The following is a 16,069-nucleotide window of genomic DNA, read 5'->3' on the forward strand; positions in this document are numbered from 1 at the left end:
ATGAGGTCGTTCCTCGCAGCGACGGCCGGTGGTCTGCTGGCCGCCACCGCCCTCGTCGCATCCCCCGCGTCTCCCGCGCTCGCCGCCGGCGAGACCGTCAACGTCTACCTCACCACCACATCGGACAGCGGCGGCCGCACCGTGACCCGCGGCCTCCAGCAGCAGGCCGCGATCAATTTCGGCCCGGCCGGTGGCTCCGCCAACCAGACGATCACCGTGAACGAGGGCGTCACCTACCAGACCTTCGAGGGCGGTGGCGCGTCGATCACCGACACCACCGCGTACCTGATGCGTGGCGGCCCGATCAGCGCGGCCACCCGGGACGCCGTGATGACCAAGCTGTTCAGCCCCACCGAGGGGATCGGTCTCTCGTTCGTCCGCAATCCGATCGGCGCCTCCGACCTGTCCCGGCCCGGCAACGTCTCGCTCGACGACACCTGCTGCGACCTGAACGATTTCGGCGCCAACGGGTACGACACCGACGTCCGGCTGCTCACCCAGCAGGCCCGCCGGCTCAACCCGGCGCTACGGGTCAAGGGCGTCCCGTGGAGCGCGCCCGGCTGGATGAAGGACAACGGCCGGATGGACCAGATGGGCTGGCTGAAGTGGGAGCACTACCCGACGTACGCCCAGTACTTGGTCAAGTACATCCAGAGCTACCAGGCCGCCGGTGTGCCGGTGAACTACATATCGGTGCAGAACGAGCCGAACTGCTGCCAGGCGTCCAACCCGGCGGCGATGAACTACCCGGGTATGAGCTGGAACCCGGCCGGCCTGGTCGAGTTCACCAAGAACTTCGTCTACCCGGCGTTCCGGGCAGCCGGGATCACCACGAAGGTGCTGATCCACGACTGGAACTACGGCGACTACGCGAACTTCGGGGCGGCCATCCTCGCCGACCCGGGCGTACGCAACGATCCGCTCTTCGGGGGCATCGCCTGGCACGGGTACTTCGGTGACCCGGCGGTCGGCTCGCAGGTGCACGACACGTACCCGGCGGTCAGGCAGTTCAGCACCGAGCACTCCGGCGGCACCTGGATCGCCAACCAGCACAACGAGGACCTCGCCGACATCGTCAGCTACGCCCGGAACTGGAGCGGCAGCCTGGTCAAGTGGAGCCTCGCGCTGAACCAGAACATGGGACCGCACAACGGCGGCTGCGGCACCTGCACCGGGCTGATCACCGTGCAGGAGGGCGGCAGCCGGGCCGGTCAGGTCGACTACACCGTCGAGTACTACACGACCGGGCACCTCACGAAGTTCGTGAAGCCGGGCGCGGTCCGGATCGAGTCGAACAACACCGCGGTGCAGAACGTGGCCTGGCGCAACCCGGACGGCTCCAAGGCGCTGATCGCGCACAACGGCGGGACGTCGGCGCAGTCGGTGCGGGTCAACTGGGCGAACCAGTCCTTCGTCTACACGCTTCCGGCCCGGACCACCGCCACGTTCACCTGGGCGGGCGCCGGCGCCACGCAGAACGCGATCACCGGCCTGGCCGGCAAGTGCGTCGACGTCGCCGGCGCGGCGGCCGCCAACGGGACCGCGATCCAGCTCTACACCTGCAACGGAACCGCCGCGCAGCAATGGACGCGCGCGTCCGACGGGACGCTGCGCTCGCTCGGCAAGTGCCTCGACATCAGCGGCCCGAGCAGCTCGGACGGCACACCTGCGCACCTCTGGGACTGCCACAGCGGTTCGTCGCAGCAGTGGGCCTACGACACCGCGACCCAGCGGCTCACCAACGGATATTCCGGCAAATGTCTGGACGTCACAGGTAACAACTCCGCGGACGGGACACGTCTTCAGATCTGGACCTGCGGCGGTGGGGCCAACCAGAAATGGGTGCTCAAGTGAGCGTCAGGCGTTTACTGTGGACCACCTCCGGCTGACTGAGTAGGGGCGGTCAGCCGACCACCTGCCGGAGGCGGGCCAAAAGCTCGCCTTCGGCAGCGTCGGACTCCGGGTCGTTCCAGAATCCCAGGGGTACGGTTCGCAGCTTGCGCCCGAGCGGATCCAGCAGATGACCGCCGAGCTTCATCACCCAGAGCGCCACCGCCCGGTCGGTGATCCGCAGCTCCGGCACCTGCACCGCCAGCCGAGCCTCGAACGCGGCGACCTCCTGCACCGACCGCAGCCAGACCACCAGGATCAGGTTCGCCGAGCCGGAGAGCGTGGCGCAGAACCGGGTCTCCCGCATCCCGCTCAGCTTGCTGACCACCCGCCCGGTGTCGCCGGCCGGGAGCGTGCACCAGATCGACACCGAGATCGGATATCCGGACACATAACGAGCGACTTCGCACCGGTACGCGAGAGAGCGTTCCGCATCGAGCCGGTCCAGCCGCCGGCGAACCGTCGTGGGGCTCAACCCGGTCCGCTCGGCGATCCGCACCGCCGGTTGCCGCGGGTCCTCGCTCAGCACCTGCATGAGGCGCACGTCCTCGTCGCCGAGGACATGACCGGGCCGGACCGCCGTCGGCCGGCCCTCGACGAGTGACTGCCGTGCCCCGTCGCTGAGCCGGTCGAGCCGCCACCGGCTGCCCTCGATGTGCACGGTCAGCGCGATCTGGGTACGCGACGCGGCCACACCGGGAAGCATGCCGAGTCGCAGGCTCAGGTAGCGGCCGAGCTGCACGTGGTCCACGAAGGCGGCCTGGATCAGCAGGTCCCGTGCCCCGGTCACGTGTTCCAGGGTGACGATGTTGACGTCGTCGGCGAGCCCGGCGGCGACCTCGGGCAGCCGCCCGGCCACGCAGTCCACCTCGATCACCGCGAGCACCACGGACTGCAGCGCGAACTGGGCCGGCATGCAACTGATCCAGGCGTGCCCGGACCGGAAGAGCCGGTTCCACCGCCGGGCCGCGGTCGAGGCGTCCACGCCGAGCGCGGCGCCGATCCGCTGCCAGTCCGCGCGGGGCGCCAGTTGCAGGGCGGTCAGGAGTTGATAGTCCAGCTCGTCCAGGGTGAGCGTTTCCGGCGTCTCAGCGGTCATCGACGGCGGATCCCTGCAATTTCCGCGTCGCAGCGTTCATTCTGGTGACCATACCGGCATGTTCACCTCCTCCGACGCGCTTCCCTACGCGGAACGTCTGATCGCGCTCCGCCAGGCGCTGCACCGCGAGCCTGAGCTGGGCCTCGACCTGCCGCTGACCCAGGCGAAGGTCCTTGCCGCCCTGGACGGCCTGCCCCTGGAGATCACCCGGGGCGCCGGCCTCACCTCGGTCACCGCGGTGCTGCGCGGCGGCCGCCCCGGCCCGGCCGTGCTGCTGCGCGGTGACATGGACGCCCTGCCGGTACAGGAGGAGAGCGGGGTCGGGTACGCCTCCGAGATCGCCGGAGTGATGCACGCCTGCGGCCATGACCTGCACACCGCCGGCCTGGTCGGGGCCGCACACCTGCTCGCGTCCCGCCGCGACGAGCTCGACGGTGACGTGGTGTTCATGTTCCAGCCGGGCGAGGAGGGTCAGCGCGGCGCCAAGATCATGATCGAGGAGGGGGTGCTGGACGCCGCCGGATCCCGTGTCGTCGCGGCGTACGCCCTGCACGTGGCGGCCACCGCCCTGCCGCTCGGCGTGTTCGCCACCCGCGCCGGAACCGTGCTGGCGGCCTCCGACTCGGTCACCGTCACGGTCACCGGCAAGGGGGGTCACGGCTCCTCGCCGCACCTGGCCGTCGACCCGGTGCCGGCGCTCTGCGAGATGGTCACCGCGCTGCAGACCATGGTGACCCGCACCGCCGACGCGTGGGACCCTGCGGTGCTCTCGGTCGGCTCGATCCACGCCGGCTCGGCGAACAACGTGATTCCGGAGAGCGGCACGTTCCAGGCGACGGTACGGACGTTCTCGGCCGCCACCCACACCGCGATCCGGGCCGGGTTCGAACGCGTGGTCAGGGGCGTCGCGGACGCGCACGGCGTCCAGGTGGAGATCGACTACGAGGAGAACTACCCGGTCACCGTGAACGACGCGACCGAGGCCGACTTCGTGCACCGCACCGTGCGGGGCACCTTCGGTGCGCAGCGGATCTTCCTGGCGCCGAGGCCGCTCGCGGGTTCCGAGGACTTCTCCTTCGTACTCGACGAGGTGCCGGGGGCGTACCTGATGCTCGGCGCCGTGCCGCCGGGTACCGACCCGGCCTCCGCGCCGATGAACCACGCGCCGCAGGCGGTGTTCGACGACCGGGCCGTGCCGGAGGCAGCCGTGGCCCTCGCCTCGCTCGCCGCCGCCCGCCTGAAGCAAGCCGCCGGCCTGAAGCAAGCCGCCGGCCTGAAGCAGGCCGCCGCCGCGGGTCCGGAGCGGGCGGCCGCCGCGCGCCAGGAGCAGGCCGCCTCGTGACCGCCGTGCTGGACAAGCCGCAGAAGGTCTCCGCGGTCGTCGGCCTGCTGGTCCTCTTCGAGATCACCAGCGGGTTCATCCAGGGCGGGGTGGCACCGCTGCTGCCCGACCTCGGCGCCGAGATGAACATCTCGGACGCGAACCTGAACTGGGTGATCTCCGTCCAGCTGCTCGCCGCCGCGGTCTCGGTGCCGGCGTTCGGGCGGCTCGGCGACCTCTACGGCCACCGCCGCATGCTCCGCGTCGCGCTGGCGTGCGTGGCGGTCGGCAGCGTCCTGGTCGTGATCGCCCCCAACCTGACGGTCCTGCTCGCCGGCCGCGCCCTGCTCGGCCCCCTGGCCGCGCTGCTGCCACTGGAGATCGCCCTGGTCCGCGACCGCCTGCCGGTCGAGCTGGCCCGGCGCGCGATCGCCCGGCTGGTCGGCGCGCTGGCCCTCGGCGGCCTGCTCGGTGGCGTGATCACCGCCGGTCTCCACCAGGTGATCGGAGACGCCCGGCTGACCCTGCTGATCCCCGCGATCCTCGCGGTGATCTGCGTGCCGGTGTCGTTCCTCGCCGTGCCGGAGACCGCCAAGCTGGCCACCGGCAAGCTGGACCTGCCCGGCGTCGCGGTGCTCAGCGCCTCGATGGTGGCGCTGCTCTCCGGCATCTCGCTGCTCAGCTCCGCAGCCGTCACCGGCGCCGCGCTGGCGCTGGCCGGGCTCGCCGGTTTCGCCGGCTGGATCGTGCTGGAGCTGCGCACCGCGGAACCGCTCGTCGACCTGCGGGCGCTGGCCGGCCGGCACGTCGCGCCGTTCTTCCTCTGCTCGTTCGTCTTCGGCATCGTCTACTTCGGCAGCCAGGCCCCGGACTCCACGTTCCTGGCCGCCGATCGGGCCGACGCGGGGTACGGCTTCGGCTTCACCGCGCTGCAGATCTCCCTGGTCGCCCTGCCCGCAGCGGTCGCCGCCGTGGTCGGCTCCAACCTGACGGCGGTGATCGCCGGCCGTTTCGGGTACCGCCCGACGCTGATCGCGGCATTCCTCACGATCGCCGTGACGTTCCTGGCCCAGGCGCTCTTCCACGACGAGCTGTGGCAGCTGCTGCTCTTCAAGGTGCCGGTCGGCCTGGCCGCGGGTGTGGCGCTCGGCGCGATGCCCACGGTGATCGCGGAGACCGCCGACGCGTCCCGCACCGGGATCACGACGGCGCTCTACAACAACGTCAAAACCCTGGGTGGCGCGGTCGCGGGCGCGGTGGTGGCGGCCATTCTGGCCGCGCTGGTGCAAAGCGGGGGTACGCCCACCGAGGGCGCCTATGTCGTGGTGTGGCTGATGTGCTCGGTGCTGTGCGTGGGCGCTGCCGCGGCGGCGGTGTTCGCCCGCCGCGTCGAGAGCGTCTGAGTCCTCGTCAGGACTCGGAGGCCGGGGCGCTGCGCTGGGCCGGGATGAGGGTGGTCGGCTCGTCCTGGCCCGGCACCACGGCGGCCTTGTCCAGCCGGTGCGTCTCCTCGTCCTCCTTCGCGGGCTTCTCCACCGTCTCCACGGCCTTTTCCGTCGTCTTCTCGCCGGCTTTCTCGCCGGTCTTCTCCGCCGTCTTGTCCGCTGTCACCGGCACGGACTTGCCGGTCGCGGCGGGGAAGACCATGGTCCGGTCCTCGCTCGGCGCCGTCACGGTCGGCTTCGGGGAGGCGACCACGGCGGTCGCGTCAGTCGTGTCGGTCGGCTTCGGCGTGGCGACCATGGCGGTCGGCTTCGGCGTGGCGATCATGGCGGTCTTGTCGGTGTCGGTGATCGCGACGGTCTGGTCGGCGCTGCGCACCGCGACGGTCCGGTCGTTCGTCGGGAATGCCACGGTCCGGTCGGCGCCCGGCACCGCAACGGTCCGGTCAGCCGCCGGGACGGCGGGATCAGTGCCCGGCGCGGCGGCCGGGATCGCCACGGTGCGGTCGTCGGTGATCGGCCGGCCGGCCCGGATCACCGTCGTCTCGGCGATCGACAGCGGCGCGGTGGAGACGGTCGCCTTGCCCCGGAACCGGCCGATCTCACCGATGATCGGGAGGACCGGCGGTTCGTACCGTGCCCAGCGGCGGGCGCTCAGCGCGGTGCCGATCAGCGGGATCGCCAGGAGCGCCGCCAGGCCGTAACCGGGACGGCTCAGGTCGAAGCCCTCCTTGGACACCTCGGGGGACCACAGCGCCGCGTACGCCGCCGGCGAGTTCCACGCCCAGATCGTGACGCCCAGGTAGGCCACGCCGGCCAGCACCGGCCCGGCCGGGGAGACCGGGGCGAACGTGAGGATCGCGTAGAGGATGCCGGCGAAGAGCACCAGCAGCAGGCCGCTGACCGACTCGGCGGCGAAGAAGTCGCGCCCGCGACTGCTCAGGTCGTCGGTGAAGCCGACACCGGCCAGGATCCAGATGGACGGGGCCAGCACGAGTGCATACAGAATCGACCTGAGGTGGCGCATGATCCGGCACGCTACCCCGATCGGGCAAGCGCTCGCGAACGGCGTCGTACCGTACCGGCATGGAACAAGGACGCCCCACCGCACACTCGCGTGTCACCCTCAGCCGCATCATGTCCGCGATCGACGTGAACCTGTACGGCACGGTCCACGGCGGTGTGCTGATGAAGTTCGTGGATGACGTGGCGGGCGCGAGCGCGGCACGGCACAGCGGCGGCACAGCCGTCACCGCCGCGATCGACGAGATCGTCTTCCTGGAGCCGGTGCGGGTGGGTGACCTGGTTCACGCGTACGCCCAGGTGAACTGGGCCGGGTCGAGCTCGATGGAGGTCGGCGTGCGGGTCACGGCCGAGAGGTGGGACGCGGTGGAGCCGGCGCCGATCCCGGTGGCGACCGCCTACCTGGTGTTCGTCGGGATCGACGTGGCGGGCCGCCCGCGCCGGGTCCCGCCGGTGCTGCCCGGTGACGCCGAGGACCGCCGCCGGTTCCAGGAGGCGATGATCCGGCGCGACCACCGCCTGGCCCGCCGGACCGCCATCCAGAAGGCCCGCGCCGAGCACGACGGCAGCGACGGTTAGCGATCAACTCCGCGTCAGCGGCGGGCCTGCGGAGAGTTAGGGTGTGCCGCATGACGGTGACGACGGACACAGTGTTGTGGGAGCCGCCGGCTGACATCCGGGAGACGTCCCGGATCGGCCGTTACCTGAGTTGGCTGGAGGCCGAGCGCGGGCTCGTCTTCGCCGATTACGCGGCGCTCTGGGAGTGGTCGGTCACCGACCTGACCGGGTTCTGGCAGTCGATCTGGGACTACTTCGAGGTGGTGGCCCACGATCCGCCGGAGGCCGTGCTCGGCGACACGACGATGCCCGGTGCGCGCTGGTTTCCGGGCGCGACGCTGAACTATGCGGAGAACCTGCTGCGGATGCCCGGCCGGGCCGATGACGAGACGGTCGTCCACGCGTACTCGCAGAGTCGTGAGCCGGTGCGACTGACCGCCCGGCAGTTGCGCGATCAGGTCCGCCGCGTCCGTGCCGGGCTGAAGGCCAGGGGTGTCGGCAAGGGTGACCGGGTCGCGGCCTATGCGCCGAACATCCCGGAGACCTACGTGCTGATGCTCGCGACCGCGAGTCTCGGCGCGATCTTCTCGTCCTGCGCGCCGGAGTTCGGCGCGCGCAGCGTGATCGACAGGTGGAGCCAGATCGAGCCGAGGGTGCTCGTCGCGACGGACGGCTACCGATACGGCGACAAGGCGATCAGCAGAGAGGCCGAGATATCCGAGATCGCGGAGGCCATCCCGTCGATCGAGCACGTGATCACCATCGGTTATCTCCACGCTGACGGCGGCGATTGGGACCAGCTCGACGGCGACGACGAGATGGCGTTCGAGCCGGTCCCGTTCGACCACCCGCTCTACGTCCTCTACAGCTCCGGCACCACCGGCCTGCCGAAACCGATCGTGCACGGGCACGGCGGCATCCTGCTGGAGCACCTGAAGACCCTCGCCCTGCACCACGACCTCGGCCCGGACGACCGCTTCTTCTGGTTCACCACGACCGGCTGGATGATGTGGAACTTCCTGGTCAGCGGCCCGCTGGTCGGCTCGTCCATCGTGCTGTTCGACGGCAACCCCGGCTGGCCGGACCTCACCGCGCTCTGGGACCTGGTGGACACCGCGGGGATCACCTACTTCGGCACCTCGGCACCGTTCCTGATGGCCTGCCGCAAGGCCGGGCTGACCCCGCGCAAGCGGCTCAAGGGCGTCGGCTCGACCGGCGCGCCGCTGCCCGCCGAGGGTTTCGCCTGGGTCTACGAGGCGGTCGGCAGCGACCTGCAGCTGCTCTCGCTCTCCGGCGGCACCGACGTGTGCACCGGGTTCGTCGGGGGAGCGCCGCTGCTGCCGGTCCGGGCCGGGGTGATCGCCGGGCGGATCCTCGGCGCCCGGGTGGAGGCCTATGACGCGAGCGGCAAGCCGGTCATCGGCGAGCTGGGCGAACTCGTGATCACCGCGCCGATGCCGAGCATGCCCGTCGGGTTCTGGGGCGACACCGACGGCTCGCGGTACCGGGAGGCCTATTTCGACGTGTTCCCGGGCGTCTGGCGGCACGGTGACTGGATCACCATCGCCGAGGACGGCTCCTGCGTGATCACCGGCCGGTCGGACGCGACGCTGAACCGGGGCGGGGTGCGGCTGGGCACCGCGGAGTTCTACTCGGTGGTGGAGAGCCTGCCCGAGGTGGTCGACTCGCTGGTCGTGCACCTGGACAAGCCGGACGACCCGAACGGCGAGCTGCTGCTCTTCGTGGTGCTCACCGAGGGGACCGAGCTCGACGACGCCCTGCGCGGCCGGATCGCGCGAGAGCTGCGTGCCGCGCTCTCGCCCCGGCACGTCCCCGACGCCGCCTATCAGGTACGGGCATTGCCGCACACCCTGTCCGGAAAGAAGCTGGAGGTGCCGGTGAAGCGGATCCTCACCGGCACCCCGGTCGAGTCGGCGGCGGCCAAGGGCGCCCTCGCCAATCCCGAGTCGCTGACCGCGTTCGCCGACCTGGCCGCTAAGCGAGAGTGACGGTGACCTTCTCGGCGGTGCTCCGCGCTTCGAGCTTGGACCTGTCCAGGTTGGCGCAGAGCACCACCGAGGCGCCGGCGACCAGGGGCGCGAGCAGCCAGTCGGCCGGCTCCGGGTGCAGCGCGGTGTCGATCAGCACCCGGTCACCGGCGGTGATGCCGAGCTGGGCGGCGCGCTCGACGGCGTTCTCGATCACGTCGGAGTGACACAGCTCGTACGGGCCCCCGAGGGCCAGATCCGCCGGGCCGACCGGCGCGCCGCGGAAGAAGTCGCCGTAGTTGCGGACCTCGGTGACGTAGTCGGCGTACCCGTCGGGCAGGGTGCGCAGCGGCATGGCGAGCGGCAGCAGGCCCGTCGCGTACCTGTCCAGGCCGGACCAGGCGGCGGCGCGTTCGACCAGGCCGGGCGTGGTGAAGACGGCCTCCACCGGCTGCGGCTCCTCGCCCAGGTCGGCGGCGAGACCGGCGACCGAGACGCCGAGCAGCAGCGCCGCGGTCTGCCAATGCGGCGGGAGGACCAGGGCCACCGTGTCGCCGTGGCCCAGCCCGACACCGTCGACCAGCAGGTTCGCCGTTTTCGAGACCCAGTTGTCCAGGGTCGCCCCGGAGAGCTCGGTGCGGTCTCCGGTGGCGTCGTCGTACCAGGTCAGCAGGGGAGCGGCCGAGTCTTTCCGGACTGCGGCCGCGAACGCCTGCGGGATCGTGTTCGTCACCGGCTTCACGATAGAGGGATCACTGTCAGTGACGTCATCGGAACGACCACGAGGGTTGTTCAGGACGGTGGAGATCAACATCGTTGGCCGGCGGCCGAGTGAGGCTAACGGTAGTTCCTGAACAACCCTCAGCGTCGCGGACACGTTCTCGAAGCCTTCCCGGCGTACCCTCGACTGCAGATGACATCGGTTCGTCGGAGACGCCAAGGAGATGCCTCGTGACCCCCGGTCGCCCCCCGCGAGTGCTGGTCGACGCCACAAGTGTGCCCGCTGACAGAGGCGGTGTCGGCAGATACGTCGACGGATTGCTCGGCGCGCTCGGGCAGCTCAGCGCCGACCGTGTGAACCTCGCCGTCGTGGCGCAGCGCTCGGATGCGGAGCGTTACCGCCGCATGTTGCCCGAGGCCGAGGTGATCCCCGGCCCGGCCGCGATCGTGCACCGCCCGGCCCGTCTGGCCTGGGAGCAGACGGGTCTTCCGCTGCTCGCCCAGCAGGTCGGCGCCGAGGTGCTGCACTCGCCGTTCTACACGTGCCCGCTTCGCGCCGGGTCGCCGGTGACGGTCACCGTGCACGACGCGACGTTCTTCACGGAGCCGGAGCATTACGACAACACGAAGCGCACGTTCTTCCGCAGTGCGATCAAGACGTCGCTGCGGCGCGCCGCGCGGGTGATCGTGCCGAGCAAGGCCACCCGGGACGAGCTGATCCGCCTGCTCGACGCGGACCCGACCCGGATCGACGTTGCCTACCACGGTGTCGACCAGGCCGCGTTCCACAAGCCGACCGAGGAGGAGAAGGCCCGGGTCCGGGCCCGTCTCGGCCTCGGCGACTCCGGTTACGTCGCGTTCCTCGGCGCCAAGGAGCCCCGGAAGAACGTGCCGAACCTGATCCGCGGCTGGGCCCGTGCGGTCGCCGACTGGCCGCACCCGCCGGCCCTGGTGCTTGCCGGCGGCCAGGGGCACGACGACGACATCGACCGGGCGGTCGCCGAGGTGCCGCCGCACCTGCGCCTGCTCCGCCCCGGCTACCTGCGCTACGCGGATCTGCCCGGCTTCCTGGGCGGCGCGCTCGTCGCCTGCTACCCGTCGTTCGGCGAGGGTTTCGGGCTGCCGATCCTCGAGGCGATGGCCTGTGGCGCCCCGGTGCTGACCACACCCCGGCTCTCGCTGCCCGAGGTCGGCGGGGACGCCGTGGCGTACACCACCGAGGCCCCCGAGCGGATCGCCGAGGACCTGGCCGACCTGCTGCACGACGAGCCACGCCGGCAGGCCCTCGCGAAGGCCGGTTTCGATCGGGCGAAAGAGTTCACCTGGGCATCCAGCGCCGAGGTGCACGTGACAACGTGGAACCGGGTTTCCGCCTGATGGACACTAGACTCACCGCTCATGATTGACGAACAGGCCGTGCTGTACGGCGTGGTGCTCGCAGGGGGCACCGGAACCCGCCTCTGGCCACTGTCACGCGCCGGTCATCCCAAATTCTTGCACCCTCTGACCGGCACCACGGCTTCGTTGCTGCAGGCCACCGTGGACCGTCTGGACACGCTGACGTCACCCGATCGGACGTTTGTGGTGACCGGCGTGGCGCACGCCGCGGCGGTCTCCCGCCAGCTCTCCTCGGTGCCGGAGGAGAACGTTCTGGTCGAGCCCTCGCCGCGTGACTCGTGCGCGGCGATCGCCCTGGCCGCCGCCGTCATCGCCCGGCGCGACCCGGAAGCCGTCATGGGCTCGTTCGCCTCCGACCACCTGATCGCCGACACGGTGGAGTTCGCCTCGGTGATCCGCCGGGCGATGGTCGGCGCCCGCCAGGGCCTGCTGATGACCCTCGGGATCACCCCGACACGCCCGGAGACCGGGTACGGCTACCTCCAGTGCGGTGGCGCGTCGGAGGACGGCGCGCTGCTGCGCGTCGAGGAGTTCAAGGAGAAGCCGTCCTACGACGTGGCCGAGAGCTACGTGAAGTCCGGCAACTACCTGTGGAACGCGGGCATGTTCGTCTGGCGGGTGGACGCCTTCCTCGCCGAGCTGTCCCGGCAGCAGCCCCAGCTCGCGGCCGGGGTGAGCCGGATCGCGCAGGCCTGGGACACGCCCGGCCGTGAGGAGGTGCTCGGCGAGGTCTGGCCGACCCTGCCGCGGATCTCGGTGGACTACGCGGTGATGGAGGGCGCGGCCACGGCCGGCCGGGTCGGCACGATCCCCGGCGACTTCGGCTGGAACGACGTCGGTGACTTCCACACCCTCGGCGAGGTGCTCACCGCCGACCCGTCCGGCAATGTCGTGGTCGGCCAGGGCGGCGAGCCGGAGCGCCCGACCGTGCTGCTGCGCGAGGCGGAAAACCTGGTCGTGCTGCCGTCCTCGGGCCGGCTGGTGGCCGCTCTGGGCGTCCGCGACCTGGTCATCGTGGACACCCCGGACGCGGTGCTGGTGTGCCCCCGCGAGCGGGCGCAGGAGGTCAAGCACCTGGTGGACGAGCTCAAGGAGCTCGGCCACCACGGTTACATCTGACCGATCCGGGACAGCGCCGGCGGGATCTGGCGCGCGGTCCCGGAGGCGAGCGGACTCGGCAGCGCGTCCGGTGTGAACCAGGCGAGATCGGCGGACTCCTCGCTGATCCGCTCGGTGGCACCGGCCGGGCTGCGCAGCAGGAACCGGACGTCGAAGTGGACCGACGGCTCGGCGGGCGCGCCGTCCGCGGCGCCGCAGCGCACCTCGTGGACGTCGATGTCGATCGGCTCCGGGTCGAGGATCAGGCCGTCGATGCCGGACTCCTCGGTCGCCTCACGCAGCGCCGCGGCGGCCAGGGTGGTGTCGCCGGCCTCGCAGTGCCCGCCCAGCTGCATCCACATACCGAGCCGCCCGTGCAGGCAGAGCAGCACCCGGCCGGCGTCGTCGACGACCAGCGCGCTGGCCGTGACGTGACCGACGCGGTGCGCGCGGGTCATCGCGTCCGGGCCGTCGGCGAGCAGGGCCAGGGTGCGCTTGCGGGCCAGCTCGGCGTCCTCGGACGTGGCGGTCCAGCCGGTCAGCACACGGACGGCGTCCTCGTAGAGCGGCGTGCTCACAGATCCCCCTCGATGGTCACGGTGACTCCCTCGTCGTCGAACTCCACGGCGCTGCGCAGGCCGGCGGCGGCGAGGCTCACCCGTACCCCCTGGGCCCTGGCGCCCAGCCGGAGGAGATCCGCCGGAGCCGGACCGGCGGGGGTGAGGCGCAACGCGCCGGATCGGGCGGCGACGAACCGGGCGACATCGGCGTCGGCGGGCTCTCCGGAGAGCCGCGCGGCGTCGCGCAGACCCTGCTCACGCGCCTCCGATGTGCCGAGGCTGAACATGTCGCTCGCGGTGTCCCGGACCAGCTCCCGGGCGCCCAGGTCGCTGTGCGTGGTCCGCGGATAGCCGCGGACCACCGCGACCGGCACCCGGTCGGACTTGCCCTTGACCAACTCGGCTGCGGCGGCGAGCTCGTCGATCACGGCCATCTGGGTGAGGGTCAGTTCGTTCCCGTACGGGTCGATCTCGCCCCGATGATCGCGGAGCGCCTCGATGCCGGCCGCGCCGAGCGCCACGTCGGTGAGCCCGTTGCGCCAGGCCCGGCCCATGGTGTCGGAGATGATCACCGCGACGTCGAGGTTCCGGGCGCGCAGGCTGTCGCGCAGCGCCCGGGCCGACGCGTCCGGATCGGCCGGGAGCAGCACCAGGTGGGTCTTGTCGACGTTGGAGGCGTCGATGCCGGCCGCGGCCATCACGAAACCGTGGTGGGTCTGCACGATCGTGGTGGGTCCGCGCCGGGCCACCACCCGGGCGGTCTCGCCGGCGAGCGCCCGCTGCCGGGCCTCCTCGCGTTCCGGCCCGTCGGCCGGTACCTCGACCAGGCGGCCCTCCGCCTTCGACACGATCTTGCTGGTCACCACGAGCACGTCACCGTCGGCGAGCCACGGCGCTGCCTTGGTGATCAGCTCGGCCAGATCGTCACCGGCGGTCACGTCCCCGATGCCGTGCACCGGACGGATCTCCAAGGTCATCGGACCAGCTCCAGCGCGTCCGCCACCATCTTCGCGGTGGTCTGCTCGTCGGACATCCACAGCGGCACGGCCCGGGTGCGCAGGCCGGGGATCTGCACGCCGTCGTCCGTCGTGTCGACCAGCCAGCCGTCCAGCAGGCCGCCGTCGGCGCGCGGGCCGTACATCCGGCCGACACCCGCCGCGCTCACCTCGACACCGAGCGTGTTCAGGCACTTGTCCGCCATCCCACGCACCGGCGACCCACCGATGATCGGCGAAACCCCGACCACCGGTGCCGGGCCGTTCGCCACGGCCTCCTTCAGCGCGGGTACGGCCAGGACGGGCGCGATGCTGACCACCGGGTTGCTCGGGGCGACCAGCACGATGTCCGCGGAGGCGATCGCGTCCAGCACCCCGGCGCCCGGCTTGGCGGCGTCCGCGCCCCGGAAGACGAAGTTGTGCGTCGGCACCTCACCCCGGTACCGCACCCACCACTCCTGGAAGTGGATCGCCTTGCGTTCCCCGTCCAGATCGACGACCACGTGCGTCTCCAGGCGGTCGTCGGTGGCCGGGAGCATCGTGATGCCGGGCTGCCAGCGCTCGCAGAGGGCCGCGGTCACCGCGGAGAGCGGGTAACCGGCGTTCAGCATCGTGGTGCGCACCAGGTGCGTGGCGGTGTCCTTGTCACCCAGCCCGAACCAGGACGGTTCCACGCCGTACTTCGCCAGCTCCTCCTTGACGACCCAGGTCTCGCCGACCCGGCCCCAGCCGCGTTCCGGGTCGGCGGCGCCGCCCAGCGTGTACATGACGCTGTCCAGATCGGGGCAGATCTGCAGGCCGTGCATGCGTACGTCGTCGCCGACATTGACCACGGCGGTTACTTCGGCGCCGATGGCGCGGGCGTGCGCGCGCACGCCGAGGAGGAACCGGGCGCCGCCGATCCCCCCGGTAAGGACCACGATCCGCATTCCTCCATCCTCCCGCACCCGCGTGACCGCCTCCGGTTGTGGGTGGCGGTTTACGCTGAGCCTCCGTTTGCAAGCCCACCGGGAGTAACCGTGACCACACCACAGCCGCCTTCACCGCCCGGTCCGCCGCCGGCCACCGGGAAGTCCGTGTGGCAGTACCTGCGTCCGCTGCGTGACCTGGCGGTGTACGCGCTGGCCGGGGTTCCGGCCGTCCTGCTGGCCACCGCGGTGCTCGACCTGTTCGGTGACGGCTTCCTGGTCCGTACGCAGTACAGCTTCGGCAGCTTCGTGAATCTCGCGACGATCTTCATGCCGCTCGCCGCGGTGGTGCTGTCGCTCGCCGTGCAGCCGGTGCACCCGAAAGCCCGGGTGATCGCCCTGGTCACGCTCGTCGAGTACGGGGTGGCGGCCTTCTTCGGGCTGGTCTTCGGCGTGTTCTTCGGGGTGAGCAACATCGCCTCCACGTCGCCGTGGTCGGCGTTCCTGGAGCTGCTCGCCCGTGCCGCCTGGCTGGCGTTGTTCGCGCTGGTGGCGTACGCGGTCTGGCAGATCTGGGGTGGGATGTTCGCGGCGCCCCGGCCGCAGCCCGGCGTCTACGGGCAGCCGTTCCAGCAGTACCCGCCCGGTCCGCCGCCGGGATGGCAGGGATACCCGGGCCCGCAGGGTCCGCCGCCTGGTCCGGTTTCCGGCCCGCCGCCGGGTTATCCGGCGCCGCCGCCCGGTTTCGCTCCCCCTGGATTCGCGCCGGCACCCGGTTTCGCCGCGCCGCCCGCGTGGAATCAGCCTCCTCCGCCGGGCGCCGTCTACCCCGTGCCGCAGGCGCCGGTCGACGAGCCCACCCGCGTGGTCCCGGGCGTTCCGTCCGAACAGCCTGTCTCCGGTCCGGGCGTTCCGTCCGAACAGCCTGTTCCCGGTCCGGGCGTTCCGTCCGAACAGCCCGTGCCCGGCCCGGGCGTGCCCTCCGACCGGCCCGGCTTCGGCCCGGCCGACCAGGACCCGCCGCGGCAGTGACGGTCCGGCCCCGGGGTGTGCCGTACCCCGGGGCCAC

Annotated in this window: 14 protein-coding genes; 8 read left to right on the top strand and 6 right to left on the bottom strand. The window is 71.5% G+C overall.

Annotated elements, in window-relative coordinates:
• Positions 1 to 1,854 carry an RICIN domain-containing protein gene (locus tag AMIS_RS04225; protein ID WP_014440959.1) on the top strand — a complete coding sequence of 618 codons (1,854 nt, stop codon included), beginning with the start codon at positions 1 to 3 and terminating at the stop codon, positions 1,852 to 1,854.
• A 49-nt stretch (positions 1,855 to 1,903) separates the two neighbouring features.
• On the opposite strand, the gene AMIS_RS04230 is transcribed toward AMIS_RS04225, so the two are convergent.
• On the bottom strand, positions 1,904 to 2,989 hold the full coding sequence (locus AMIS_RS04230) for an Lrp/AsnC family transcriptional regulator (RefSeq protein WP_014440960.1): 1,086 nt from the start codon (positions 2,987 to 2,989) through the stop codon (positions 1,904 to 1,906).
• A 58-nt stretch (positions 2,990 to 3,047) separates the two neighbouring features.
• Between AMIS_RS04230 and AMIS_RS04235 the strand changes: the two genes are divergently transcribed.
• Together AMIS_RS04235 and AMIS_RS04240 are read left to right on the top strand one after the other, a co-directional pair.
• A complete protein-coding gene (locus AMIS_RS04235; RefSeq protein ID WP_014440961.1) occupies positions 3,048 to 4,331 on the top strand; it encodes a M20 metallopeptidase family protein in 1,284 nt (427 codons plus the stop codon).
• Positions 4,328 to 5,713: an MFS transporter gene (locus tag AMIS_RS04240; RefSeq protein WP_014440962.1), complete on the top strand. Its 1,386-nt coding sequence runs from the start codon at positions 4,328 to 4,330 to the stop codon at positions 5,711 to 5,713. The genes AMIS_RS04235 and AMIS_RS04240 overlap by 4 nt, the downstream gene beginning before the upstream one ends.
• Positions 5,714 to 5,720: 7 nt before the next feature.
• Here the strand turns inward: AMIS_RS04240 and AMIS_RS04245 are convergent, their stop codons facing one another.
• On the bottom strand, positions 5,721 to 6,779 hold the full coding sequence (locus AMIS_RS04245; RefSeq protein ID WP_014440963.1) for a hypothetical protein: 1,059 nt from the start codon (positions 6,777 to 6,779) through the stop codon (positions 5,721 to 5,723).
• A 59-nt stretch (positions 6,780 to 6,838) separates the two neighbouring features.
• Between AMIS_RS04245 and AMIS_RS04250 the strand changes: the two genes are divergently transcribed.
• Entirely contained in the window at positions 6,839 to 7,354 is a 516-nt protein-coding gene (locus AMIS_RS04250) for an acyl-CoA thioesterase (protein WP_014440964.1), read from the top strand.
• Positions 7,355 to 7,404: 50 nt separating this feature from the next.
• Positions 7,405 to 9,342, top strand: a complete 1,938-nt coding sequence (locus tag AMIS_RS04255; protein ID WP_014440965.1) for an acetoacetate--CoA ligase — start codon at positions 7,405 to 7,407, stop codon at positions 9,340 to 9,342.
• Here AMIS_RS04255 and AMIS_RS04260 read toward each other — a convergent pair.
• Complete coding sequence (locus AMIS_RS04260) at positions 9,329 to 10,054, bottom strand: TIGR03089 family protein (RefSeq protein ID WP_041830492.1); 726 nt, start codon at positions 10,052 to 10,054, stop codon at positions 9,329 to 9,331. The genes AMIS_RS04255 and AMIS_RS04260 overlap by 14 nt on opposite strands.
• Positions 10,055 to 10,272: 218 nt before the next feature.
• Between AMIS_RS04260 and AMIS_RS04265 the strand changes: the two genes are divergently transcribed.
• Positions 10,273 to 11,418 (top strand): glycosyltransferase family 4 protein, encoded by a 1,146-nt coding sequence (locus AMIS_RS04265; RefSeq protein ID WP_014440967.1) that lies wholly within the window; start codon positions 10,273 to 10,275, stop codon positions 11,416 to 11,418.
• A 21-nt stretch (positions 11,419 to 11,439) separates the two neighbouring features.
• Positions 11,440 to 12,558 carry a mannose-1-phosphate guanylyltransferase gene (locus AMIS_RS04270; RefSeq protein ID WP_014440968.1) on the top strand — a complete coding sequence of 373 codons (1,119 nt, stop codon included), beginning with the start codon at positions 11,440 to 11,442 and terminating at the stop codon, positions 12,556 to 12,558.
• Here AMIS_RS04270 and AMIS_RS04275 read toward each other — a convergent pair.
• The 3 genes from AMIS_RS04275 to cofD are packed head-to-tail and all read right to left on the bottom strand — an operon-like array spanning position 12,549 to position 15,021.
• On the bottom strand, positions 12,549 to 13,115 hold the full coding sequence (locus AMIS_RS04275) for an NUDIX hydrolase (protein WP_014440969.1): 567 nt from the start codon (positions 13,113 to 13,115) through the stop codon (positions 12,549 to 12,551). The two genes, AMIS_RS04270 and AMIS_RS04275, sit on opposite strands and share 10 nt — an antisense overlap.
• Positions 13,112 to 14,074 (bottom strand): coenzyme F420-0:L-glutamate ligase, encoded by a 963-nt coding sequence (locus tag AMIS_RS04280; RefSeq protein WP_014440970.1) that lies wholly within the window; start codon positions 14,072 to 14,074, stop codon positions 13,112 to 13,114. Before AMIS_RS04280 ends, AMIS_RS04275 begins: the two co-directional genes overlap by 4 nt.
• On the bottom strand, positions 14,071 to 15,021 hold the full coding sequence (gene cofD / locus AMIS_RS04285; RefSeq protein WP_014440971.1) for a 2-phospho-L-lactate transferase: 951 nt from the start codon (positions 15,019 to 15,021) through the stop codon (positions 14,071 to 14,073). The genes AMIS_RS04280 and cofD overlap by 4 nt, the downstream gene beginning before the upstream one ends.
• Positions 15,022 to 15,111: 90 nt before the next feature.
• On the opposite strand from cofD, the gene AMIS_RS04290 reads away from it, so the two are divergent.
• On the top strand, positions 15,112 to 16,032 hold the full coding sequence (locus tag AMIS_RS04290; protein WP_014440972.1) for a hypothetical protein: 921 nt from the start codon (positions 15,112 to 15,114) through the stop codon (positions 16,030 to 16,032).
• Positions 16,033 to 16,069 lie beyond the last annotated feature (37 nt).

The organism is Actinoplanes missouriensis 431, assembly GCF_000284295.1.
Lineage (GTDB): Bacteria > Actinomycetota > Actinomycetes > Mycobacteriales > Micromonosporaceae > Actinoplanes > Actinoplanes missouriensis.